Raw genomic sequence first — 23,193 nt, forward strand, 5'->3', positions numbered from 1 at the left:
GTCATGCGTCGGCGACCGATCGTGCGAGACCCCGGGCTTCGCCATGCGACCGCGGTCCGTCCCTCCCTCCGAGATCCACAGAATTCCATGAATGCAGAATCCCGCAGCCCCTTGGGGTTCGGCGTCTCCTTCGATGAACTCTACCGGCGTTCGGGCCTGCTCCGGCTGGATTCCCTCTTCCAGGACTACCTGATCGAGCGCGCCCCCGACCTGCAAGGCCGGCTGGGCGAGGCGCGCCGGGACCCGTCGGCCCTGGAGCCGAAGCGGGCCTCGGAGCTGATCGTCGGGCTCGCCCCTCATGTGGAGGACTTCCTCGGCCGGCTGTTCGGGATCGAGAAGGAGTTGGCCGCCCTGCAGGCCCGCCACTCCGAACTGGCCCCCCTCCGCGCCGTGAAGCGGAAGTTCGTCCAGCGCAAGCTCGTCGGCCGCACGCCCGAGCAGGCCCGCGAGGTCGACGCGACGTCGGTGGCGTCCCAGCTGGAAGCCTTCACGCTCGCCCCGCTGACCGAGATGAGCTACGCGACGCACGTCGCCCGCTGGATGGAGGCCGAGGCCGACCACGAGCCCGAGCTGAAGCTGGCGGCCGACTACGCCGTTTGGGCCGTCCTGACGCCCGAGGGCCGCGACAAGCATCGCGACGGCGTCCTCTTCAAGCTCCCCCACAAGATCGACGTGAACCACCTGGTCCCGCACGACTCGGCGACGGTCGACGGGGCCCTCCAGTTCCTGATGGAAGGGGGCCGCTACCGCCCCCGCGACGGCTTCCACCTGACCGACCCGGGGACCGACCTCGCCGGCGCGCTCGACCAGGTGGGCTACTGCATCAAGTGCCACCACCAGGGCAAGGACAGCTGCTCCACGGGGATGCGCGAGAAGGCCGGCGGCTTCAAGAAGAGCGTCTTCGGCGTCCCGCTCGCGGGCTGCCCGCTCGGCGAGAAGATCTCCGAGATGAACGAGGTGAAGGGCGAAGGCAACCCGATCGGGGCCCTCGCCGTCGTCACCATCGACAACCCGATGGCCGCCGCCACCGGGCACCGGATCTGCAACGACTGCATGAAGTCCTGCATCTACCAGAAGCAGGAGCCGGTCGACATCCCCCAGGCCGAGACGCGGACCCTCAAGGACGTCCTGGAGCTCCCCTGGGGCTTCGAGATCTACAGCCTGCTGACGCGCTGGAACCCCCTGAACTTCGACCGCCCCTACCCTCGCGAGGAGACCGGGCGGAAGGTCCTGATCGTCGGCCTGGGGCCTGCGGGGTTCACGCTGGCGCACCACCTGATGAACGACGGCCACACCGTCGTCGCGGTCGACGGCCTCAAGATCGAGCCGCTGCCCGAGCGGATCTCGGGCGTCGACCCGCTGGGCCGGCGCGTGGATTTCGACCCGATCGTGGACGTGACGTCGATCTACGAGCTGCTGGACCGGCGGGTGATGGCCGGGTTCGGCGGCGTGGCGGAGTACGGGATCACCGTCCGCTGGAACAAGAACTTCCTGAAGGTGATCCGCCTGCTGCTGGAGCGCCGGGGCGAGTTCTCGATGTTCGGCGGCGTGCGGTTCGGCGGCACCCTGACCGTCGACGAGGCGTTCGACATGGGCTTCGACCACGTCGCCCTCTGCATGGGGGCGGGGCGGCCGACGGTCATCCCCATGAAGCACGGCCTGGCCCGGGGCGTCCGCCAGGCGTCCGACTTCCTGATGGCCCTGCAGCTCACCGGCGCGGCCAAGACGGAGTCGCTGGCCAACCTGCAGATCCGCATGCCTATCGTGGTGATCGGCGGCGGCCTGACCGCCATCGACACCGCCACCGAATCGCTCGCCTACTACGTCGTCCAGGTCGAGAAGTTCCTCCAACGCTACGAGGAGCTGGCCGAGGCCCACGGCGAGGGCTTCGTCCGCTCGCGGTGGATCGGCGACGAACCGGAGACGGCCGACGAGTTCCTGGCCCACGGCCGGGCGATCCGCGAGGAGCGCCAGGCCGCGGCCCGTGAAGGCCGGCCGCCCCGGCTGATCGACCTGCTCAACTCCTGGGGCGGGTCGACCGTGGCCTACCGGCGTCGGCTGATCGACGCGCCGAGCTACACGCTCAACCACGAGGAAATCACCAAGGCGTTCGAGGAGGGCATCCGGTTCGCCGAGCTGCTCGCCCCCGAGGAAGTGCTGATCGACGAGGGGGGCGCGGCCCGGGCCCTGCGGTTCCAGAAGCAGCGGATCGACGAGGCGACCGGCCGGATCGCGCCGAGCGGCGAGACGGTGACGCTCCCGGCGCGGACGATCCTGGTCGCGGCCGGCACCCAGCCGAACACCGTGCTGGCCCGCGAGGACGAGCACAACGTCCGGGTCGACGGCCGCCACTTCCAGGCGCTCGACGAAGAAGGGATGCCGGCGAAGCCGGAGCCGATCGCCAAGCCCGACGCGGTCCGCGTCCTGATGTCGATCCGGCCCGACGGCCGCGCCATGAGCTTCTTCGGCGACCTCCACCCCTCGTTCGCGGGGAACGTCGTCAAGGCGATGGGGAGCGCCAAGCAGGGCTACCCGGTGGTCTCGCGGGCGCTGGCCCGGACGGCCCCGACCGAGCCCCCCGCCGCCGAGCTGACGGCCCGGCTCAACGACGAGCTGCGCACCGTCGTCCACGAGGTGATCCGGCTGACCCCCAACATCGTCGAGGTCGTCGTCCGGGCCCCGATCGCCGCCCGCGCGTTCAAGCCGGGGCAGTTCTACCGGCTCCAGAACTTCGAGAGCCTCGCCGCCCGCGTCGACGGCACGGTCCTGGCGATGGAGGGCCTGGCGCTCACCGGCGCCTCGGTCGACCACGAGCGCGGGCTGCTCTCGACGATCGTCCTGGAGATGGGGGGCTCGTCCGACCTCTGCGCCCTGCTCCGTCCCGGCGAGCCCATCTGCCTGATGGGACCGACCGGGGCGCCGACCGAGACGCCGGGCCGGGAGACGGTCCTGCTGGCCGGCGGCGGGCTGGGCAACGCCGTGCTGTTCTCCATCGGCCAGGCGCTCCGGGCCGCCGGCTCGCGGGTGCTCTACTTCGCCGGCTACAAGAAGCTGATCGACCGCTACAAGGTCGAGGAGATCGAGAAGGCCGCCGACGTCGTCGTCTGGTGCTCCGACGAGGCGCCCGGTTTCACCCCCGGCCGCGTCCAGGACCGCTCCTACGTGGGCAACATCGTGATGGCGATGGCGGCCTACGCGGAGGGCCAGCTGGGCGACCTGGGCGACGCCGAGATCCCGCTCGACCAGGTCGACCGCCTGGTCGTCATCGGCTCCGACGGCATGATGCGCGGCGTCCAGCAGGCGCGGCACGGCATCCTCCGGCCGTTCCTGAAGCCCGACCACCACGCTATCGGCAGCATCAACTCGCCGATGCAGTGCATGATGAAGGAGATCTGCGCCCAGTGCCTGCAGACCCACCAGGACCCCGTCACCGGGGCCGAGACGGTGGTCTTCTCGTGCTTCAACCAGGACCAGCCGCTGGACCATGTCCGGTTCGACAACCTGCGGAGCCGACTCTCGCAGAACGGCGTGCAGGAGAAGCTGACCAAGCTCTGGATCGACGAACGCCTGCACCACCTGGGGCACCGCTGGCGGGCCGAGGTCGTCGTCCCCGCCCTGCCCCAGGCCTGAGCGTGCGCCACGCCCCCCTTCGCCGCCTCACGGCGAGGGGGGGAGCATGCCCCGGATCGACTCCAGGGTGTCGGCCTGCTCGGCGGGCTTGTCCTGACGCCAGCGGAGGATCCGGGGGAAGCGGACGGCGATGCCCGACTTGTGGCGGGGCGAGCGCTGGATGCCCTCGAAGGCCAGCTCGAAGACGAGTTCGGGCTTCACCGTGCGGACGGGCCCGAACTTCTCCACCATGTTGCGGCGGATGAAGGCGTCGACCCGGGCGATCTCGGCGTCGGTGAGGCCGGAATAGGCCTTGGCGAACGGGATCAGCCGGCGGTCGTCGTCCCAGACGCTGAAGGTGTAGTCGGTGTAAAGGCTCGCCCGCTTGCCGCTGCCGCGCTGGGCCGCCGTGAGCACGGCGTCGACCGTGAACGGGTCGACCTTCCACTTCCACCAGTCGCCCCGCTTGCGGCCGACGTGATACGGCGAGTCCAGCCGCTTGAGCATCAGCCCCTCGGCCTGGCGCGACCGCGACTCCTCGCGGGCGGCGGCCAGCCCGGCCCACGAGTCCGCGACGACCGTCGGCGAGAGGATCAGCCTCCCGGGCTGGTCGACCCGCTCGACCAACGCGGCCAGGAGCGTCCGCCTCGTCTGGAAAGGCTCGGCGCGGAGGTCGCGACCGTCGAACTCCAGCAGGTCGTAGGCGATCAGGACAACGGGGACCTCGGCCAGGATCGTCTTGCCGACCGATTTCCGGCCGATCCGCCGCTGGAGCTGCGCGAACGGCAGCGGGAGGCCGTCGCGATAGGGCAGGATCTCCCCGTCGATCGCCGTGCCGTCGGGCAGGAACGCGCCCAGGGTCCCCAGCTCGGGATAGCGGTCGGTCACCAGCTCCTCGCCGCGCGACCAGAGGAACGTATCCCCGGCGCGACGGATCAACTGCGAGCGGATGCCGTCCCATTTCCACTCGGCCTGCCAGGCCTCGACGGGGCCGAGCGCCTCGGGCTCCCCCTCGATCCCGTGGGCCAGGCAGAAGGGATAGGGGCGGCTGTGGTCGGCGTCGGCGGCGTCGGGGGCGAGCAGCCGATTGATGAACCCGGCGTCCGGTTCCCAGTCCCCCATCAAACGATGCGCAACCACCGCCGGCTCGATCCCGCCCACCTTCGCCAGGGCCCGGGTCACGAGCTGCTGGGAGACGCCGACCCGGAACCCACCGCTGATGAGCTTGTTCCAGACGAACCGCTGGGGACGGTCCATCGACCGCCAGGCGTCGAGCAAGGCGGCCCGCTGCGCCGACTCCTCGACCCCGCGCAGGGGGAGCAGGCGGTTCTCCACCCAGTCAGCCAGGGGGAGGTCGGTCGACTCCTCGGACGGCGGGAGGAGCAGGGCCACGGTCTCGGCCACGTCCCCCACGGCGTCGTACGATTCCTGGAACAGCCAGTCGGGGACACCCGCCTCGATCGCCGCCCATTCGCGGAGCTTCTTCGAGGGGACCACCTGCTTGGGCTTGCGGCCGATCAGGAAGTAGACCGCCCAGGCGGCGTCGGTCGGCGGGGCCTGCTCGAAGTAGCGCGTGAGCGCCTCGACCTTCTCGCCGGTGCGGGTCGTCTCGTCGAGCGCGGCGTAGAGCCGGGCGAAGTCCCTCATGGGGCCTCCTGCACTTCGGCCGCCGCCTCGGCCTCCAGCTCCTCGGCCTCGGCGCGGTCCTGGGCGTCCCCCTCTCCCTCGTAGCGGGTGGCGAGCACCTCGGCTTCGAGACCCTGCTCGCGGAGGTGGCGGACGACGACCGACGTGTAACCGTGCGTGACCAGGACCCGGCTCGCGCCGGTCGCCTCGATCGAGCCCATCAGGCCGGGCCAGTCGACGTGATCCGACAGGACGAAGCCGCGGTCGAGCGCCTTGCGGCGGCGGGTGCCGCGGATCGTCATCCATCCCGAGGCGATCCCGGTCGACAGCGGCGCGAACTTGCGGGCCCAGGGGGTGCCGTGCGCCGAGGGGGGGGCGACGATCATCGCGCCGGCCCAGCTCTTTCCCTTCACGGCGGCCCCGGCGTAGGCGGTGGGCGGGAGGGCCACGCCGCCGTCGCGATACGCGCGGTTGAGCTTCTCGACCGCCCCGTGGGTGTAGATGGGCCCGATCTCCGGGTCGAGCGCCGACTGCAGCCGCTGCGACTTCCCCAGCGCGTAGCCCAGCAGGAGGCTGGCCTTCCCCGCGTCGCGGTTGGCCCGCCACCAGGCGTTGATCTCGTCGAAGACCGCCTGTTGCGACGGCCATCGGTAGATGGGCAGGCCGAACGTGGACTCGGTCACGAACACGTCGCATCGCACCGGCTCGAACGGGGTGCAGGTGGCGTCGGGCTCCACCTTGTAGTCGCCCGAGACGGCCCAGACCTCGCCGCGATGCTCCAGGCGGACCTGCGACGAGCCCAGGATGTGCCCCGCCGGGTGGAGCGAGACCCGCACGCCGCCGATGGTGATCGACTCGCCGTAGGGAAGCGCGTCGACGACCGCGTCGCGACCCATCCGAATCTGGAGGACGCCGGCGCCCTCGGCCGAGGTGAGGTAGCGCCCGCATCCCCAGCAGGCGTGGTCGGCGTGGGCGTGCGTGACCACGGCCCGGGGGACGGGCCGCCAGGGGTCCACATAAAAATCGCCGGCCTCGCAGTAGAGGCCCAGGTCGGTCGGTCGGAGCAGGTCGTCGGGCTTCATCGTCCTCGTTCTCGGCTCGCGGCCGTCGTCGACCGGATTCGATCCGCATCCGGCCGGGTCAGGCCTCCGCGTCGCCGGCCTCGTCCTTCTGGACGGCCGTGCTCTGGTCGAGGACTATCTCCCAGAGCCCTCCCCGCAGGGCCAAGACCAGGGTGAGGAGGCTCTGGCGATGCACGGCGGGGCCCTCCTCCTGATCCTCGCGATAGTCGAGGACCAGGGTCGCCACGCCGAGCGTCGGCGATTCGATGACGCTGAGCATCGAGACGTCCAGGGTCCACGCCGGGGACGCGAACCAGGCCTGGTGGATCCGCGCGAACTCGGCCGGCGTCCGGATCACCCGCCCCTTGGGGGTGATCAGGGTCATGTTGTCCGGGGACACGGTCCCCATCAGGGCCCCGAGGTCGCGGCCCTGGATGGCCTGCAGGTGGAGCGTCAGGGTCTCTCGGAAGGTCATGAATCCACCTCGTCGTCGATTCGATCGCCGGCGGGGCGGAAGTCGCGCGACCGGTCCTCCCCTACCCAGCGAACCTCGCCTATGCAAGCCCGGCGCCGGCCCGGGGCGAAACCCCGGATCCGACCATTCCGTGGTCGCGGGCGGGACGCTTGCGGCGCGGCCGGGCCTGCGCCAGAATGGGCGGTCTCCCGTCTCCTCGTCGTGCGAACCGCCCCCGAATTCGAGCAAGGAATCCTCGTGATCGTCGTCCAACCTCCCCTGGCGAAGCGTTGCCTGGCCGAGTTCGCCGGCACGTTCATCCTGATCTTCCTGGGCCTCGGCGTCGTGCATACGTCGGTCCTGACCGGGGCCCAGCAGGGGCTCTGGCAGGTCGCCGTGGTCTGGGGCGCGGCGGTCACGCTCGCGATCTACTCCGTGGGGGGCGTCAGCGGCGCGCACATCAACCCGGCGATCACCGCGGCGCTCGCGACCTGGGGACGGTTCTCCTGGCGCGAGGTCGTCCCGTACGTCCTGGCGCAGACGGCCGGGGCGTTCACGGCGGCGGCCTTGCTGTTCGTGCTGTTCAACCCTTACCTGAAGGAGCGCGAGCGGGAGAAGGGGGTTGAGCGGGGCCGGACCGGCAGCGAGATCACGGCGATGTGCTACGGCGAGTTCTTCCCCAGCCCCGGGCCGCTCTCGAACTCGGAGGGGCCCTACTCGCTCGACGAACACCAGCGGATCAACGCCTTCGTCCCCGAGTCGTCAGCCTTCCTGGGAGAAGTCCTGGGGACGATGGTCCTGGCGATCGTGGTCCTGGCGGTCGCCGACCCTCGAAACACGGCGGCCCCCACGGCGGGGATGGCCCCGGCGTTCATCGGCCTGACGGTCGCGGCCCTGATCTCGATTTTCGGCCCCCTGACCCAGGCGTGCTTCAACCCGGCGCGCGACGTCGGGCCCCGTCTGTTCGCGATGCTCGCCGGCTGGGGTACCGCCGCCCTGCCGCGCGGGACGGGCGTGGTCACGGTCTACATCCTCGCCCCCACCCTGGGCGCCATCCTCGGCGCGGGCTTCTACGACCGGGTCCTCAAGCCCGGCGAGCCCGAGCCCGTCGACCCGACGCCCGCCGCCCGAGCCTGACGCGACGTCGAGGACCGGATACACTCGGGATCCGGTCCGATCGGCATCGAGGGCGGAGGCGAGATGAGGAAGAAGCGGTTCGATTGGTTCCTGCCGGGCATGGCGGTCGCGGTCGCCCTGGCGTTCGCGTTCCCGGGGCCGGGGGCGGACGGGGGGTGGCTGTATCCCGAGGTGCTGACGAAGGCGGGCGTGGCCCTGATCTTCTTCCTGCACGGCGTCGCGATGTCGTTCGGGGCGCTCAAGGCCGGGGCCTTCCAATGGCGGCTGCACCTGCTGGTGCAGCTCGCGACGTTCGCCCTGTTCCCGATCCTCGGCCTGGTGATGATGAAGCTCGCGGGGGGGATGATCTCGACGAGCCTGCACCTGGGGTTCTTCTACCTCTGCGCCCTCCCCTCCACCGTCTCGTCGTCGGTGGCGATGACCGCCGCGGCCCGGGGGAACGTGCCGGCTGCGGTGTTCAACGCGACCCTCTCCAGCCTGATCGGGGTCGTCGCCACGCCGGCCCTGATGGCCTGGTATCAGGGTGCGACCTCGGGCGAGGGCCAGCCGCTCGGCGACGTGATCCTCGACCTGATGATCTGGCTGGTCCTGCCCCTGGTCGTCGGCCAGCTCTCCCGACGATGGCTCGCGGGATGGGCCTCTCGAAACAAGGCGACGATCAACGCCGTCGACAAGCTCACCATCCTGCTGCTCGCCTACACCTCGTTCTGCGACTCGGTGGTGATGGACGTGTGGAGCGGCCACGGTGCCGACGCCGCCTGGACGCTCGTCGGGACCTTGATTCTGTTCGTGCTGGTCATGACCCTGGTCGGCGGGGCGTGCGACGCCCTCGGATTCTCGACGGAGGACCGCATCGCGGCCGTCTTCTGCGGCTCGAAGAAGACGCTGGCCTCGGGCGTGCCGATGGCCCAGATCATGTTCAAGGACTCCCCCGCGCTGGGGCTCATCCTCCTGCCGATCATGATCTACCACCCCATGCAGCTCTTGATCTGCGGCATGCTCGCCGGGCGATGGGGGAGGCGGCCGGAGGCGCGGCCCGAGGGCGAGTCGACGCCCGGGCGAGGGGGCGAATCGCCTTTGTGCCGGCGAGGGCCGACCTGCTGAAAGCTCCGGCGGCGTCGGCGCCCGTCTCCCCCTCTTCCGGCCCTTCGGGCCACCTTCCCCCGCGAGGGGGGGAAGGGGTTTGGGCCGAAGTCGCTCAGCCGATCTTCGCGGGGACGACGAAGGGGGCGCGGTAGTCGCGGGTGAGCATGGCGTCGGCCTCGGAGTCGTTGACGAACGATTCGGAGGCGGGGTTGATGTGGAGCTTCCGGCCCAGGCGGTACGCGATGTTGCCCAGGTGGCAGTAGGCGCTCGACAGGTGGCCTTCCTCAATGTCGGCGTTGAGGATTTTGGGGTCGCGGGCGCGGACGGCCGCCAGGAAGTTGGCGTAGTGGTCGCCGCCCCCCTTGCCCCCCTCGCCGGGCTCCAGCTTGGGGCCGAAGAAGCTGTTCCAGGTGTTGTAGCCGCTGATCGCCAGGACGCCCTCGGTGCCGTAGAAGATGTTGCCGATCTTCACGTCCAGCTCGGGGTTGGTGACCAGGCCGCGGACCTCGAACTGGAGCTCCACGTCGTCGAACTCGAAGAACGTGGAGAGCGTGTTCGGGGTCTCGCCGTCGTCCTCGTAGCCGAACCGGCCGCCGGAGGACATGACGGTCTTGGGGAACTCCTGCTTGCCGATCCCCCAGCGGGCGACGTCCATCTGATGGATGCCCTGGTTGCCCAGGTCGCCGTTGCCGGTGTCCCAGAACCAGTGCCAGTTGTAGTGGAACCGGTTGGGGTTGAACGGCCGCTCGGGGGCGGGGCCGAGCCAGACGTCGAAGTCCACGCCCTTCGGGACCGGCCCGTCGGGCTTGTGGCCGATCGACCCGCGGGGCTTGTAGCAGAGCCCCTTGGCCATGTACACCTCGCCGAGCTTGCCCGAGCGGACGAAGGCGACGGCGTCCTGCACGGCCTTGTGGCTGCGGCACTGGGTGCCCGTCTGGACGATCCGCTTGTAGTGCCGGGCGGCGTCGACGATCCGCCGGCCCTCGGTCACGTTGTGGCTGACCGGCTTCTCGACGTACACGTCCTTGCCGGCCTGGCACGCCCAGATGGCCGCCAGCGCGTGCCAGTGGTTGGGCGTGGCGATGGAGACGACGTCGATCTCCTTGTCTTCCAGGAGCTTGCGGATGTCTTGGTAGTACTTCGGCGGGTTCTTGGCGTCGACCTTCTCCAGGTGCTGCTTCGCGGGCCCGATGACGTTCTCGTCGATGTCGCAGATCGCGGTGACCTTGACGTTCGGCTGGCTGCTGAAGCCGTCGACGTGATCCATCCCTCGGCCCTTCACGCCGACGACGGCCACGCGGATCGTCTCGTTGGCGCTCGGCTTGGCGGCGTCGGGAGCCGGGGCGTCCTCGGCGCCGGCGAGGGCCCGGGTCGCGGGGAGGGCGGCGAAGGCCGTCGCCAGGGCCGCCGTGTCGTGGAGGAAGTGACGTCGGTTCCGCTCGCGCATGATGTGCGCCTCCACCGTGTTGAAGGACCACTGTCGGGCCCGGCTCTCGCGGCCGGGCGACGGGCCCGATTGTAGGGCGCCCGCGCGGCCGTCGCCACAAATCCCCGGCGCGTCCGTCGGATTCGGCGCGGGCCGTGCTCAGCGGAGCTTTTCGAGCAGCTTCCTCAGCTCGTCGGCCTCGCGCTCCTCGCCGATGGCGCGGAGGCAGGAGACGAGTCCCAGGAGCGCGTCGTGGAACGGGCGGTTGGGGGCGTGGTCGCGCGGGAGCTTGCCCGCGAAATCGGCAGGCAGGGCGCGGTGGGCCAGCTCGAACGCGTAGCCGTAGTGGCCCATCGCCAGCTTCGGGTCGCGGAATTCCTTGTACGCCAGGTCGCCGAGGGCGACGTGCACCCAGAGGTTGTCGGGGCAGCCTTCCAGGGCGAAGCGGAGGGCGTCGCGGGCCTCCTCCGGCTCGCCGGCTTCCCAGATCTCCAGCCCCTCCTGATAGTCGAGGTCGGTCTCCTCGACGCACGGGGGATGGACCAGTTCGAAGAAGGGCTCCCCCTCGACGCGGCGGACCCCGATCGGGCTCTGCCGCGCGGTGCCGGGCCGGGGGCCGCTCGGGGCCGGGCCGGGGCGGGGGCCGGGGCGTCGCTTCGGGCCGCCGGGCCGGGGGCCCTTCGGCCGCTTCGATGGATCGTGGGGGCGTCCGTTGGAGTCGGTCATGAGGGTTTCCGATCGGGGAGACCGAGCTGGCCGAGGACCTCGTCGAGGTCCTCGAACGAAGTGACGAAGCGGGCGTCGCCGACCCATTCCCCGCGCTCGCGGCGATGGCCGACGGCCAGCCGGGCGAGGCCGGCGGCCCGGGCGGCCTCCAGGCCCCGGGGCGAATCCTCCACGGCGATCGCGCGGTCGGCGGCGACGCCCAGGCGCTCCAGCGCGACGAGGTAGGCGTCGGGGGCGGGCTTGGGGGCCGCGGCGTCCTCCTTGGCGACGATCAGCTCCACGGCCTCGGCCAGGCCGGCGGCCTCCAGGAACGCGTCGACGTTCTCGCGCCAGGTCGTCGAGACCACGGCGACGCGGGCGCGGCCCTCGAGGGCGTGGAGCAGCTCGGCGACGCCGGGGTAGGTCCGGGGATGGAGCCGGATCAGCCGGACGGTCAGCTCCTGCTTCTTGCGGACCCAGCCGTCGACGTCGGCCTCGTCGAGCCCGCGGCGGGCGAACAGCTCGGCCGCGAAGGGGCGGTCGTCCATCTCCGCGGCGGGGGACGCGGCCTCGTCGGTCAGCTCCCAGCCCATCGCGATCAGCGTGCGCTGCCAGGCGGCGACGTGGTAGTTCTCGGCGTCGGCGATCACGCCGTCGAAATCGAGCAGGACGGCGGTTGGGGCCATGAGGGCGTCGCGCTGGGTCGTCGGGGGGAGCGGAAATCGCCGCGAAGGGTCCATTATCCCCCCGCGCGGCCGGGCCGTCAAATCGTTGACAACGCCCTACGGGGGCGCTATTTTGCCTTTTCCTCCGGGCTCTTCCGCGCGCCGCCGTCGAAGCCGGGTCGTGCACCGATTCCTCGTCCCTCGTTCCCCATGCCATGCAGGGAGACCGCACCATGTCGCGTCCCGTGACGCTCTTCACCGGCCAGTGGGCCGACCTTCCGATCGAGTCGATCTGCGAAAAGGCCAGCACCTGGGGGTACGACGGGATCGAGCTGCCCTGCTGGGGCGACCACTTCAACGTCCAAAAGGCCCTGGAGGACGACAAGTACTGCCAGGCCAAGCACGACCTGCTGGCCAAGTACGGGCTGAAGACCTGGGCCATCTCCAACCACCTCGTCGGCCAGGCGATCTGCGACGTCATCGACGAGCGTCACAAGCTGATCCTGCCCCCGCACGTCTGGGGCGACGGCAAGCCCGACGGGGTCAAGGAACGCGCCGCGAAGGAGATGATCGACACCGCCCGCGCCGCCGCCAAGCTCGGGGTGAAGATCGTCAACGGCTTCACCGGCTCGTCGATCTGGCACCTGCTCTACTCGTTCCCGCCCGTCTCCGACGCCATGCTCGAGGCCGGGTTCAAGGACTTCGCCGACCGCTTCAACCCGATCATGGACGAGTTCAATAAGCTCGGCCTGAAGTTCGGGCTGGAGGTCCACCCGACCGAGATCGCCTTCGACCTCTACTCGGCCGAGACGGCGCTCCAGGCCATCGGCCGCCGCCCCGAGTTCGGGTTCAACTTCGACCCCAGCCACCTGATCTGGCAGTTCGTCGACCCGGTCGCGTTCATCCGGGCCTTCCCGGACCGCATCTACCACGTCCACGTCAAGGACGCGGCGCGGACGCTCGACGGCAAGACGGGCATCCTGGGCTCGCACATCAACTTCGGCGACCCCCGCCGGGGCTGGGACTTCCGCTCGCCGGGCCGCGGCCAGGTGGACTTCGACTCCATCGCCCGCGCGCTCAACGACATCGGCTATGAAGGCCCCCTCTCCGTCGAGTGGGAAGACCCCGGCATGGACCGCGAGTTCGGCGCCGCCGAGGCCGCCCGCTTCGTCAAGGAGCGCATGGGCTTCCCCACCCCCGGCCGCCTCTTCGACCAGGCCTTCGCCGAGGGCCAGGCCAAGGCCGGCGCCTGAGCCCTCCCGGACGATCCGCGAGGCCCCTCCCCGCTCGCCGGGCGGGGGCCTCCTTCTTTATCATCGAGATTCGACGGGGCGACCGCCCCGCGACGAGTCGACCGGACCGAACCCCACCCCAGGGAGCATCCCCATGAGCGGCCCCATCGTCCGCAAATACGGCTTCCCCAATCACGAACAGATCTTCGGCCGTCGCCCCGTCGAGCACGGGATCGAGGAGCCGAAGAAGGACGAGGCCGCCAGGCCCGCCGACGCCGAGGCGAAGGGCGACGCGAAGCCCGCGCCGAAGGCCGATCAGCGCGGCGCCGACTGAGCCGGAACCTGTCGGCCCGGCTGCCGATCCCGATCGCGCCCCCGGAAGTGGGGCGCGGGGACGGCGTCGGGCGACTTCTTCGCGGCCGCGAGATCGGCGTTGAGGACCTCCGAAAGGCGCATCCCAGCGCGGGCCAGGCGCTCCAGGGCGACGGGCAGGTTCGCGTACTGGTACTCGCGGCCGAGCCGCGCGCCGGAGCGTAGGAGTTCGTTGGAGCCGGGGACGCGATAGGCCTTCTTCGCCGCCGCCAGGCTCTCGTCGGCCCAGTCCTCGGCGGTCCCCTTGAGCCACTCCTGGGCCTCGGGCCGGCGGGCCAGCGCGAAGAGGGCGTCGGCCAGCTCGCGCTCGCCGCGGTAGCCGTTGCGGAGGATCCCCGAGTCCCAGACCTGGTGCAGGTTCGTGAACTCGTCGCGGAAGTAGGTGAGCTGGACGTTGTTCCCCCCGCGGTCGCGGCGGTCGCCGACGTGCAGGGGCTGGTGGACGTCCTCGACGAGGTGGACGACGTAGCGGAGGGCCATCCGCCGCCGCGCCTTCGGAGCCGTGGGGTCAGCGAGAATCGCGCGGAACTCGGCCAGCCGCGAGACCACGCAGGCGTCGCGGCAGTGCTCGGCCGAGTAGCGTTCGGCGGTGATCGGGACGTTGACGTAGTGCCAGGCCGCGCTGCCGGGGATGTCGCGGCTGTGCTCGTCGGCCCAGGTCGAGGCGTCGGCGAGCGACTCCCCCTCCTCCAGCAGCTCGCGCACCAGCGCGCGGGCCTCGGGGGTGAGGCGGCTCTCGGCCAGCCGCGTGGCCGCCCGGTGGGCGTTGCGGCCCCAGGCGAACGCCGGCCGGGAGGCCGCGATCGGGGCCGCGACGACGAGGGCCGCGAGGATCGCGGCGAGCCGGCCCGCGCGGGCCCTCCGGAGCTTCCCGGGGCCGGCGGCCGCCCGCATCGAGACTGCGTCGGAAGGCATGGCGAAGGTGCTCCGCATCGAGGGGGGGAAGACGTCCCGAGGATGCGCCGCGCGGCGTCCGGACGCGTCGGCATCAGCATAGACGCCGGCGCGGCGATTTTGCTAGTGTGGCCCCAGTGCTCGCATGGCCCCCCTCCCGAAGGAAGTGACGACGATGCCGGCGGTCGACTCGTATTCTCCTTGCCCCTGCGGCAGCGGTCAGAAGTTCAAATGGTGCTGCCACAAGGCGGAGTCGTACGTCGACCGCGCGATGCGTCTGGAGCGTAACGGGCAGAGCGAGGCGGCGCTGTCGGCCCTCAACGAAGGGCTGGCCAAGCTCCCCGACAATCCCTGGCTCGCGCTCCGCCGCGCGATCCTGCTGGCCGTGCTCGATCGGACGACCGAGTCGCGCGAGGCAGTCGACAAGCTCCTCGAAAGCCACCCCGAGCACCCCGGCGCCCTGAGCATCAAGCTCCGGCTGCTCCAGGCCTCGGGCGAGATCCGAGGCGCGGTCGACCTGTTCCAGGACCTCCTGGCGAAGGCCGTCGAGCAGGGCAAGCCCGCCCCCGCCGAGATGGCCACGGCCCTGGGCGCCACGCTCTATCGCGCCGGCTTCATCCCGGCGGCGCTCGCCCACCTGGACCTGGTGGGCGACGACGCCCCCGCCCAGATCCGGGCCATGTGCGACGAGCTGAGGACGACGATCGGCGCGACCGGCTCGATCTCCCCCTGGCTCAAGAACCCGTACGCCCTCCACCCCTGCCCCGCCGACGCCGGCGCCGACGTGCGGGAACGGTTCGCCGAGGCCGTCGCGTGGGCCGGCCGGGGCCTGCTGGAGCGGGCCGCGGCGGCGTTCGAACTGCTCTCGTCCGACGAACGGGCCGGCCGCGTCGCCGACGTGAACCAGGGGCTCTGCCGGCTCCGCCTGGCCGATCACGCGGGGGCCGTCGCGGCGATCCGCCGCGGCCTCGCCTCGGCCCCGGCGACGACCGACGCCGTCGACCTGGAGGCCCTCTGCCAGCTCATCGACCCCGAGGTCGGCGACGACCCGATCGAGGAGGTCGAGCTGACCTGGTCGCTCCGCGACCGCGACGGCCTGATCCGCCGCCTCCGCGAGGACGGGAGCTGCGTCGAACGCCCGTCCGCCGAGCAGGAGCCCGACGAGGACGCGACCCTCGAATTCGCGCTGCTCGACCGGCCCCGCATCGAGGATCCGAAGGACGTCAAGCCGGGCGACCTCCCGCTGGTCGCCGGCACGATCCTCGTCGAGCCCGATGCGCTCAAGCTGGAGTCGTTCGACGACGGCCGGCTCAACGGCCTGATCGACCGCCTGGCCGCGATCGCCGGCCAGACGATCCCCCCGGCCCAGCCCCGGACCAAGATCCTCGGCCCCGTCTCCCGCCAGTCGCTCGTGCTCGACGTCGCCTGCCAGCCCCCCGCCGGCCTGCCGATCGAGCAGCAGCAGCGGCTGGTGTCCGAGCTGGGCGCGAGCCGCGTCCAGGAGCGCTGGGTGGAGACCCCGATGGCCTTCCTGGGTGGCAAAACGCCCGCTCAGGCGGGACGCGACGGGGGCTTCGAGGTCCCCCTGCGTGCCGCGCTGACGCTCCTGGAGTCGCACGGCGACTGGAGCGGCCTGGTCGACTGGGACGGCCTCCGGGCCCGCCTGGGGGTGCCGCCGGAGCCGACGCTCGACCCGTTCGACGTGGAGCTTGACGACGTCCACCTCGGCCGCCTCGGCCGCGTCGACCCCCACGGGCTCGACGACGAACGGCTGGTCGACCTGCACGCGAGGGCGAACGCCTGGGGCCTGCTGGACGTGATCGCCCGGTCCGCCCGCGAGATCGCCACGCGACGCCGGCTGCTGGAGCGCGAGGGCTTCCCGACGCTCCAGGTCTTCACCGAGCTGGCCCTCGACGCCGCGATCCGGGGCTCCCGCGACGAGGCCCTGGGCTGGGTCCGCAAGGGCCGCGAGTCCGAGCCCGCGGCGCGTCGGCCGGCGTCGGCCCCGTCCTGGGACATGCTGGACGTCCGCGTCCGGACGATGTTCGACGAGCCCGAGGCCTGGGTCCCCGAGGTCGCGGCCGTGATGTCGCGGTACGAGGGGGACGCGGCGGGCATGCAGAAGGTGCTCTCGCACATGATCGAGCTGGGCCTGATCCAGCTCGCGCCGTCGCCCGAGGACCCGTCGAAGTACGTCGCCGACCCGTCGATGCTCTACAGCCTGCTGATGCGCTACGGCCCCCGCGTGCAGGCGGTCGGCGGCGCCCCGGCGGGGGGCGGCATCTGGACGCCCGGCGCCCCGGCGGGGGGCGCGGGGGGCGGCTCCGGCCTCTGGACCCCCGGGTCGTCGGGGGCGGAGACGCCGGCGGACAAGCCGCGGATCATCCTCCCCGGCCGCTGACCCGCCGCTCAGGAACCGACGCCCGAACGGACCGACGCCCCGAAGCCCCCCCCGACGGCGCGACGCCTCGACGACCGGTACGCCCCCCAGTCCAGGACACCGAGGATGCCCTCCACGACCCGTAACGACAGCGAGCCGTCGCTGGCCCTCGTGCACGAGGGCTGGAACCATCTGATGTCCCAGCGGCCGCTGGCCGCCTGGGGCGCCTGGCAGCGGGCCTTGCGCCACGAGGCCGGCTCGGAGGCCGCGCGCAAGGCCCTGACCACCCTGGAGTGCGCCCAGGAGCTCCCCCTGGCCGCCCGCAGGACCTACCGCTTCCGCCAGCCCCGGACCCCCGAACAGCGGGCCCGCTGGGACCGCCGGATGCGAGACGGCCGGGGGGACGAGCTGGACGCCGCCGCGGCGATCTTCGACCTCCTGACCCAGGACGCCCCCGACGACGTCGAGGCCTGGTTCAACCGCGCCCTGTGCCTCGCCTGGCGGGGCCGCGACGTCGAGGCCGTCGAGTGCCTGGACCGCGTGGTGGCCCTGGAGGCCGCGCACGCCCCCGAGGGGGCCGTCGAGGCCTGGACCCTGGCCGAGGTCCTCCGCCAGGGGGGGGGCGCCGAGGTCCTCGCCGACGACCTGCGGTATGCCTGCAGCTTCCCCAGGGACGGCGCCGAGGTCGACGACCTGCTCGCCCTCTTCCCCGAGATCCGCCGGATCCCCACCCCCCGCGACCCCAGCCGACCCGACCACGCGGCGACCGACGTCGAGGTCCTGGAGTGGCTCGACCGCCCCTTCCCCGACCAGGCCGAGGGGGCGCCCGCCGCCGACCTGCCCCACGTCCTGGCCACGATCTACGTCTCCCCCGAGACGCTGCGGCTCTCCAGCCCGCGGGTCGACGGCCTGGAGCGGGCCGAGGAGCGGCTCCGGCTGGTGATCGGCGACCCGGGCGAGGCCGCCGAGCGGGCCGCCGCGCCCCTCCCCCTGCCGTTCCTCGACGCGGCCCTCTGGACCGTGCGCCTCCCCGAGGGCCGGGACCGGGCCGACGCCGACCGCTGGACCCGCGAGGTCGTCGAGAATTACTACGAGGACCGCTGGCTCCACCGCCCCCGACAGGGCCTGGACGGGCTCTCGCCCCTGGCCGCGGCGCTCGACGCCCACGCCGGCGACGACCAGGCGCGGGCCAAGCTCGCGGCCGTCGTCCGCCTCCGCGAGCAGCTCGGCGCGCGGCCCGGCTCGGCGGCCCTCTATCAGGGCTACCCGTTCGACCGCCTCCGTCGACGCCTGGGCCTGGACCCGGACGACCCGGCCTCCATCGAGCCCGACGACCTGAGCTGCGCCGGCCCCTGGGAGCTGAAGGCCCTCGTCCCCGGCGACCTGAACGATCAGCAGCTGATCGACGCCTTCCTCTCGGCCAAGGGCCTGCGCGACGACGCCCTGACGGCCCCCCTGGCCGAGGAGCTGCTCCGCCGCCGCCCGGACGGCCTCGCCCGGGTCGACGCCGAGGACCTGGCGGCGAGCCTCGTCCGCCGCGAGATGCAGCGGGGCCGCCCCGACGCGGCCCTCGACCGGATCGAGCAGGTGCGCCCGCTCGCCTCCGACGCCGCCCGGCGGGCCCTGGACGTCTGGCGGGCCGAGGTCTTCGCCCGCTCCGGCCGCCCCGACGAGGCCGCCAACGCCTACCGCCTCCTGCTGGACGACTCGTTCGAAGGCGCCCGGCTCGCCCTCGACGCGGGCGAGGCCCTGCTGGACGCCGGATCCGCCCCCCAGGCCCGGGCCTTCCTGACCGAGGCCGCCCGGCTGGCCCCGGCCTTCGGCCTCCGCGGCGTCGCCCGCCGGGCCGCGCAACTCCTGGAATCGATGGGAAGAGACTGATGCCCCCCGCCGCGAGCGACAGCTCAAGACCCGCCTTCCTGCGGGAGATCGCCTGGAACGCCGACGGCCTGGTCGCCGCGATCGTCCAGGACGCCGAGACCCGCGAGGTGCTGATGATGGCCTGGATGGACGAGGCCGCCCTGCTTAAGACGCTGGAGACCGGGCTGGGCCACTTCTACTCCCGCTCCCGCCGCCGGCAGTGGCTCAAGGGGGAGTCCTCCGGCCACGTCCAGCACGTCGAGTCGATCCACGTCGACTGCGACGCCGACGTCGTGCTCCTGAAGGTCCGCCAGGTCGGGGGAGCCTGCCACGAGGGCTACCGCTCCTGCTTCTTCCGCCGGCTCGCCGAGGACGGCGGCCTGGAGGCCGAAGGCCGGCCCGTCTTCGACGCCGACGCCGTCTACCGGGGCGGCGACGCGCCCCCCGCCGGGTGAGGCCGGCCGACCACGCCCGCCGGAAGTCCCCTTACAGGGGCGGGCCCGCCGCACTAGAATAGATTTCTGTCGGAACCGAAAGGGCCGCACGGCCCAGCCGCCGGTCGAAACCGTAAGGACAAAGAGTCGATGCGTAAGCCGCGATTGATGACCCCGGGCCCCGCCATGGTCCCCGAGGACGTGCTGCTCGAACTGGCCAGGCCGGTCATCCACCACCGCTCCGACGAGGCCAAACAGGTCATCGTCGAGGTGTCGGAGGGCCTCAAGGAGGTCTTCCAGACGAAGAACGACGTCATGATCCTGACGTCGTCCGGCACCGGCGCCATGGAGGCGGCGGTCGTCAACGTCATCCCCGCCGGCGGCAAGGCGCTGGTGCTCAACGCCGGCCACTTCGCCGCCCGCTGGGGCGCGATCTGCAAGGCGTACGGCGTGAACGCCGTGATGCTCGACACCGAGTGGGGCAAGCCCGTCGACCCCGACCAGGTGGCCGAGGCCCTCAAGCAGCACCCCGACGCCGTCGCCGTCCTGGGCACCCTCTCCGAGACCTCCACCGGCACCGGCCACCCCGTCGAGGCCATCGGCCGGGTCGTCGCCGAGTCCGACGCCGTCTACATTGTCGACGGCATCTCCGGCATCGGCGCGATGGAATGCCGCACCGACGAGTGGGGCGTCGACGTCCTCTGCTCCGGCTCGCAGAAGGCCCTCATGCTCCCCCCCGGCCTGGCGTTCATCTCCGTCAGCCCCAAGGCCTGGGCCAAGATCGACGCCTTCGACGCCCCCAGCTACTACTTCAACCTCAAGGCCGCCCGCTCCAAGGCCAAGGAATTCGACACCCCCTACACCCCGGCCCACACCCTGATCCTGGCCCTCCGCGCGGCCCTGAAGCGGATCAAGGCCGAGGGGATCGAAGAGGTCTGGAAGCGCCACCGGATCATGAGCGAGGCCTGCCAGGCCGGCGTCCAGGCGCTCGGCCTGGAGCTGTTCAGCGCCCGGCCGGCCGAGGGCCTCACCGCCTTCCGCGTCCCCGAGGGGCTGAAGGACTCGCAGATCCGCGGCAAGATGGCCGAGCGGTTCGGCGTCACCACCGTCGGCGGCCAGGCCAAGCTCAAGGGCAAGATCGTCCGGATCGGCCACATGGGCTACACCGACGAACTGGACGTCATCTCGGCCCTCGCCGCCCTGGAGATGACCCTGGCCGAACTCGGCTACGACGTCGAGCCCGGCCGGGCCGTCACCGCCGCCCAGCAGGTCCTGATCGGCAAGGGCGCCGCCGCCCTCGCCTGACCTGACGACCGGCGGCCCCGCGCGGGCCGCGACGCAGACATCCTGACGTCGACGGGGGCGGGGCTCCCGGCGGGGCGCGTCGAACGCCCGCCGGGGGCGCCGCCCCGCCGGCTTTCCCCTCTTCCCTCGGCGACCGTTCGACATCCCCGGAGCAACCAGCGTGGCGTACCGCGTGCTCGTGACCGACAAGCTCTCCGAAGAAGGCCTGGCGCTCCTCCGCGCCGAGAAGGACGTCGAAGTCGTCGTCGACTCCAAGCTGGCCAAGGACCCCAAGGCGCTGAAGGAGGCCCTCAAGGAGGCCGACGGCATCGCCATCCGCTCCGGCACCCAGCTCACCGCCGAGGTCCTGGAGGGCCAGACCCGGCTCAAGGCGATCGTCCGCGCCGGCGTCGGCGTCGACAACATCGACGTCCCCGCGGCCACCAAGCAGGGCATCGTCGTGATGAACACGCCGGGGGGGAACACCATCTCCACGGCCGAGCAGACCATGGCCCTGATGCTGGCCCTCTCCCGCAACACGGCCAAGGCCGACGCCAGCCTCAAGGCCGGCAAGTGGGACCGCAACAGCCTCACCGGCGTCCAGCTCGAGGGCAAGACCCTGGGCGTCGTCGGCCTCGGCCGCGTCGGCCTGGCCGTCGCCCAGCGCGCCCTCGGCTTCGAGATGAAGGTCCTGGGCTACGACCCGCTCCTCTCCGCCGAGAAGGCCCAGGAGCACGGCGTCGAGTTCGTCCCCAAGCTCGACGACCTCTGGCCCCAGTGCGACTACATCACCCTGCACACGCCGCTGACCCCCGAGACCCGCCACGTCGTCTCGGCCAAGGCCATCGCGACGATGAAGCCCTCCGTCCGCATCATCAACTGCGCCCGCGGCGGCCTGATCGACGACGCCGCCCTGGTCGAGGCCCTGGACTCCGGCAAGGTCGCCGGCGCGGCGATCGACGTCTTCGAGGCCGAGCCGCCGCCGGCCGGCGACCCGGTCGTCGCCCACCCCAAGACGGTCGTCACCCCCCACCTCGGCGCCTCCACCGAGGAGGCCCAGGTGAACGTGGCCGTCGAGGCCGCCAAGCTCCTCTGCGACTACCTGATCCGGGGCCAGGTCCGGTTCTCGGTTAACACGCCGACCCTCGACCGGGCCGAGATGCAGGACCTGCGCGGGCACCTGGACCTGGCCTGGCGGCTGGGGATGCTCCACGCCCAGATGGACCGCGGCGCGATCACCAAGGCCGTGCTCACCTACAGGGGCGACGCCGCCAACAAGAACACCAAGCTTCTGACCGCCTGCTTCGCCGCCGGCCTGATGGAGGCCTCGCTCGACCAGTCGGTCAACCTCGTCAACGCCCTGCCGTTCGCCCGCGAGCGCGGCCTGGTCATCGAGGAGAAGTCGGTCGACGCCCCGAGCGACTTCGGCACCCTGATCCAGGCCGAGGTGACCACCGACAAGAAGACCTACGTCGCGGCCGGCACCCTGTTCGGCAAGGAGTTCCTGCGGCTGGTCCGCCTGGGCTCGTTCCAGCTCGACGCCCACCTCGACGGCCCGCTCCTGACCTTCACCCACAACGACCGCCCGGGCCTGATCGGCTTCCTGGGCACGACCCTGGGCGACCGCGGCGTGAACATCGCCCAGATGAACGTCGGCCGCGAGAAGCCGGGCGGCGAGGCGATCGGCGTCGTCAACCTCGACGGCATCCCCACCCAGGACGACCTCGACGCCGTCGCCAAGCATCCCGACATCCTCAGCGTCCGCCTCATCAAGCTCCCCCCCCAGGGCCAGCTCCCGAGCTGGCTGGGCTCCTGAGCGTCCAGAGCAACTCCGACCGACGCGGGAGCATAAGCTCCCGCGTCGGCAGACATAGGGGATCAAGCTGAGTTAGAGGTTGGCTACGGGTTTCTAAAAGATGACACACCGGGATATCGCCAAACTCAGATTGCTCCTCGCCAAGGACTTACTAGACGAGAACGAGGTCTGCCGCATCCTTGCTTTGTCACGCAGCACCATAGAATCAACCGACGCTGGCAGCCAGTATCAAATGGTCAAGCTTTACGGAGACTGGCTTGCTCACAATAAGATATATCGAAATCAGTACTCACACCAACTAATCGACTCTCTTAACTCATTAATTCTTTTTTACTCCGGCCTTTCCACTGCCCCAATTGAACCCCCAAGCTATGACCCAGGTTTATTCGAAGCGATCGCAAACCTGCTGGTCGAACCACTCAGGAACGAATTAAATTCTTTCGCAATTACCAACAACCTCCCAAACAGGCATTTCTGCCTGGGCCGCTCCTGGGCTCGCTTTTATTTTAACACTGTAAACTCGATCTTGGATCGTCGAATCGAACTCTCTTTGGAAGCCAGCAAGAAGGCTGCGCAGATCCATGATTCCATAAAATCCAGAAGCCTTGGAACACGTCTTAGCACGTTTGCTTTATGGTTTTCGATAGAACAGTCTTATGACCCGGACAAACCCGGATGCTTTATAAATTGGAACATAGAGAATCGCAGTGAAAGCTCCCTCACCAATCGCCACTTAGTCATATCTGGACCAATCATAATCAACGGACGTTTCCTGCTTCAAACCTAGGCCGAGAAAAAGAGGCCTCTCATAGGCTAACTTGCCCCCCATGGATTATCCCTTGGGACCGGCGTCACAGCGACCTATGCCGGAGCGCCTGGACGCCTGCATCAGGGCCGTCGAGGCGCTGCCAGCTCGGAAGCGTTGAAGGCCGGGCCGAGACGTGTCCCCGCATCGCAAGGGCGTTCGAGAGCAAGGAGCGAAGGAGCCCATGGGCCTGGAAGAGACGGACGTCATCGACGTCATCACGAGCGGGCCCGACGGCCGGCTCAACCTGATCGTCATCGACGCCGGCCTCACCGAGGATCCGGAGGAGCGCTACGCCCTGCTGGCGGCGAAGCTGCGCACCTACATGGGCTACTGCCTGGACGAGG

At 70.9% G+C, this 23,193-nt stretch carries 17 protein-coding genes; 10 read left to right on the forward strand and 7 right to left on the reverse strand.

Annotated elements, in window-relative coordinates:
• Window positions 1–87: 87 nt before the first annotated feature.
• The gene (locus tag G6O68_RS19135) at window positions 88–3,630 is read left to right on the forward strand and encodes an FAD-dependent oxidoreductase (protein ID WP_165250241.1); all 3,543 of its coding nucleotides are present in this window, start codon (window positions 88–90) and stop codon (window positions 3,628–3,630) included.
• A 27-nt stretch (window positions 3,631–3,657) separates the two neighbouring features.
• Here G6O68_RS19135 and G6O68_RS19140 read toward each other — a convergent pair whose 3' ends face one another.
• From G6O68_RS19140 to G6O68_RS19150, 3 genes are read right to left on the reverse strand one after another with little or no spacing between them, the layout of a single operon-like run.
• Complete coding sequence (locus G6O68_RS19140) at window positions 3,658–5,256, reverse strand: ATP-dependent DNA ligase (protein WP_165250242.1); 1,599 nt, start codon at window positions 5,254–5,256, stop codon at window positions 3,658–3,660.
• The gene (locus G6O68_RS19145; protein ID WP_165250243.1) at window positions 5,253–6,317 is read right to left on the reverse strand and encodes a ligase-associated DNA damage response exonuclease; all 1,065 of its coding nucleotides are present in this window, start codon (window positions 6,315–6,317) and stop codon (window positions 5,253–5,255) included. The genes G6O68_RS19140 and G6O68_RS19145 overlap by 4 nt, the downstream gene beginning before the upstream one ends.
• Before the next feature lie 58 nt (window positions 6,318–6,375).
• Window positions 6,376–6,771, reverse strand: a complete 396-nt coding sequence (locus tag G6O68_RS19150) for a nuclear transport factor 2 family protein (RefSeq protein WP_165250244.1) — start codon at window positions 6,769–6,771, stop codon at window positions 6,376–6,378.
• Between the two features lie 237 nt (window positions 6,772–7,008).
• Between G6O68_RS19150 and G6O68_RS19155 the strand changes: the two genes are divergently transcribed.
• Both G6O68_RS19155 and G6O68_RS19160 read left to right on the forward strand, forming a co-directional pair.
• Window positions 7,009–7,887: an MIP/aquaporin family protein gene (locus G6O68_RS19155; protein WP_165250245.1), complete on the forward strand. Its 879-nt coding sequence runs from the start codon at window positions 7,009–7,011 to the stop codon at window positions 7,885–7,887.
• Between the two features lie 63 nt (window positions 7,888–7,950).
• Window positions 7,951–8,991 carry a bile acid:sodium symporter family protein gene (locus G6O68_RS19160; RefSeq protein ID WP_165250246.1) on the forward strand — a complete coding sequence of 347 codons (1,041 nt, stop codon included), beginning with the start codon at window positions 7,951–7,953 and terminating at the stop codon, window positions 8,989–8,991.
• 94 nt (window positions 8,992–9,085) lie between these two features.
• Here the strand turns inward: G6O68_RS19160 and G6O68_RS19165 are convergent, their stop codons facing one another.
• From G6O68_RS19165 to G6O68_RS19175, 3 genes are all read right to left on the reverse strand, one after another.
• The gene (locus G6O68_RS19165) at window positions 9,086–10,420 is read right to left on the reverse strand and encodes a Gfo/Idh/MocA family protein (protein ID WP_165250247.1); all 1,335 of its coding nucleotides are present in this window, start codon (window positions 10,418–10,420) and stop codon (window positions 9,086–9,088) included.
• Window positions 10,421–10,558: 138 nt separating this feature from the next.
• Entirely contained in the window at window positions 10,559–11,125 is a 567-nt protein-coding gene (locus G6O68_RS19170) for a tetratricopeptide repeat protein (protein ID WP_165250248.1), read from the reverse strand.
• Window positions 11,122–11,790, reverse strand: coding sequence for an HAD family hydrolase (locus G6O68_RS19175; protein WP_165250249.1), 669 nt, complete (start codon window positions 11,788–11,790; stop codon window positions 11,122–11,124). Before G6O68_RS19175 ends, G6O68_RS19170 begins: the two co-directional genes overlap by 4 nt.
• Before the next feature lie 212 nt (window positions 11,791–12,002).
• Between G6O68_RS19175 and G6O68_RS19180 the strand changes: the two genes are divergently transcribed.
• Both G6O68_RS19180 and G6O68_RS19185 read left to right on the forward strand, forming a co-directional pair.
• Window positions 12,003–13,022: a sugar phosphate isomerase/epimerase family protein gene (locus G6O68_RS19180; RefSeq protein WP_165250250.1), complete on the forward strand. Its 1,020-nt coding sequence runs from the start codon at window positions 12,003–12,005 to the stop codon at window positions 13,020–13,022.
• A 133-nt stretch (window positions 13,023–13,155) separates the two neighbouring features.
• Window positions 13,156–13,335 (forward strand): hypothetical protein, encoded by a 180-nt coding sequence (locus G6O68_RS19185; RefSeq protein WP_165250251.1) that lies wholly within the window; start codon window positions 13,156–13,158, stop codon window positions 13,333–13,335.
• Here G6O68_RS19185 and G6O68_RS19190 read toward each other — a convergent pair.
• The gene (locus tag G6O68_RS19190) at window positions 13,317–14,288 is read right to left on the reverse strand and encodes a S1/P1 nuclease (RefSeq protein ID WP_165250252.1); all 972 of its coding nucleotides are present in this window, start codon (window positions 14,286–14,288) and stop codon (window positions 13,317–13,319) included. The two genes, G6O68_RS19185 and G6O68_RS19190, sit on opposite strands and share 19 nt — an antisense overlap.
• 154 nt (window positions 14,289–14,442) lie before the next feature.
• On the opposite strand from G6O68_RS19190, the gene G6O68_RS19195 reads away from it, so the two are divergent.
• The 5 genes from G6O68_RS19195 to serA all read left to right on the forward strand — a co-directional run bounded on the left by G6O68_RS19195 (window position 14,443) and on the right by serA (window position 22,041).
• A complete protein-coding gene (locus G6O68_RS19195; RefSeq protein WP_165250253.1) occupies window positions 14,443–16,668 on the forward strand; it encodes an SEC-C domain-containing protein in 2,226 nt (741 codons plus the stop codon).
• A gap of 105 nt (window positions 16,669–16,773) precedes the next feature.
• Window positions 16,774–18,528 (forward strand): hypothetical protein, encoded by a 1,755-nt coding sequence (locus tag G6O68_RS19200; RefSeq protein ID WP_165250254.1) that lies wholly within the window; start codon window positions 16,774–16,776, stop codon window positions 18,526–18,528.
• Window positions 18,528–18,962 (forward strand): phosphoribosyl-AMP cyclohydrolase, encoded by a 435-nt coding sequence (hisI, locus tag G6O68_RS19205; RefSeq protein ID WP_165250255.1) that lies wholly within the window; start codon window positions 18,528–18,530, stop codon window positions 18,960–18,962. Before G6O68_RS19200 ends, hisI begins: the two co-directional genes overlap by 1 nt.
• 129 nt (window positions 18,963–19,091) lie before the next feature.
• Window positions 19,092–20,246: a pyridoxal-phosphate-dependent aminotransferase family protein gene (locus tag G6O68_RS19210; RefSeq protein ID WP_165250256.1), complete on the forward strand. Its 1,155-nt coding sequence runs from the start codon at window positions 19,092–19,094 to the stop codon at window positions 20,244–20,246.
• 160 nt (window positions 20,247–20,406) lie between these two features.
• The gene (gene serA, locus G6O68_RS19215; RefSeq protein WP_165250257.1) at window positions 20,407–22,041 is read left to right on the forward strand and encodes a phosphoglycerate dehydrogenase; all 1,635 of its coding nucleotides are present in this window, start codon (window positions 20,407–20,409) and stop codon (window positions 22,039–22,041) included.
• Window positions 22,042–23,193 lie beyond the last annotated feature (1,152 nt).

This window comes from Paludisphaera soli (genome assembly GCF_011064595.1).
GTDB classification, from domain to species: Bacteria; Planctomycetota; Planctomycetia; order Isosphaerales; family Isosphaeraceae; genus Paludisphaera; species Paludisphaera soli.

Excerpts from the sequence above, each read along its gene's own strand:
- G6O68_RS19135 (WP_165250241.1), top strand. The coding sequence starts at position 88 with ATGAATGCAGAATCCCGCAGCCCCTTGGGGTTCGGCGTCTCCTTCGAT.
- G6O68_RS19140 (WP_165250242.1), bottom strand. The coding sequence starts at position 5,256 with ATGAGGGACTTCGCCCGGCTCTACGCCGCGCTCGACGAGACGACCCGC.
- G6O68_RS19145 (WP_165250243.1), bottom strand. The coding sequence starts at position 6,317 with ATGAAGCCCGACGACCTGCTCCGACCGACCGACCTGGGCCTCTACTGC.
- G6O68_RS19150 (WP_165250244.1), bottom strand. The coding sequence starts at position 6,771 with ATGACCTTCCGAGAGACCCTGACGCTCCACCTGCAGGCCATCCAGGGC.
- G6O68_RS19160 (WP_165250246.1), top strand. The coding sequence starts at position 7,951 with ATGAGGAAGAAGCGGTTCGATTGGTTCCTGCCGGGCATGGCGGTCGCG.
- G6O68_RS19165 (WP_165250247.1), bottom strand. The coding sequence starts at position 10,420 with ATGCGCGAGCGGAACCGACGTCACTTCCTCCACGACACGGCGGCCCTG.
- G6O68_RS19170 (WP_165250248.1), bottom strand. The coding sequence starts at position 11,125 with ATGACCGACTCCAACGGACGCCCCCACGATCCATCGAAGCGGCCGAAG.
- G6O68_RS19175 (WP_165250249.1), bottom strand. The coding sequence starts at position 11,790 with ATGGCCCCAACCGCCGTCCTGCTCGATTTCGACGGCGTGATCGCCGAC.
- G6O68_RS19180 (WP_165250250.1), top strand. The coding sequence starts at position 12,003 with ATGTCGCGTCCCGTGACGCTCTTCACCGGCCAGTGGGCCGACCTTCCG.
- G6O68_RS19185 (WP_165250251.1), top strand. The coding sequence starts at position 13,156 with ATGAGCGGCCCCATCGTCCGCAAATACGGCTTCCCCAATCACGAACAG.
- G6O68_RS19190 (WP_165250252.1), bottom strand. The coding sequence starts at position 14,288 with ATGCCTTCCGACGCAGTCTCGATGCGGGCGGCCGCCGGCCCCGGGAAG.
- G6O68_RS19195 (WP_165250253.1), top strand. The coding sequence starts at position 14,443 with ATGCCGGCGGTCGACTCGTATTCTCCTTGCCCCTGCGGCAGCGGTCAG.
- G6O68_RS19200 (WP_165250254.1), top strand. The coding sequence starts at position 16,774 with ATGCCCTCCACGACCCGTAACGACAGCGAGCCGTCGCTGGCCCTCGTG.
- hisI (WP_165250255.1), top strand. The coding sequence starts at position 18,528 with ATGCCCCCCGCCGCGAGCGACAGCTCAAGACCCGCCTTCCTGCGGGAG.
- G6O68_RS19210 (WP_165250256.1), top strand. The coding sequence starts at position 19,092 with ATGCGTAAGCCGCGATTGATGACCCCGGGCCCCGCCATGGTCCCCGAG.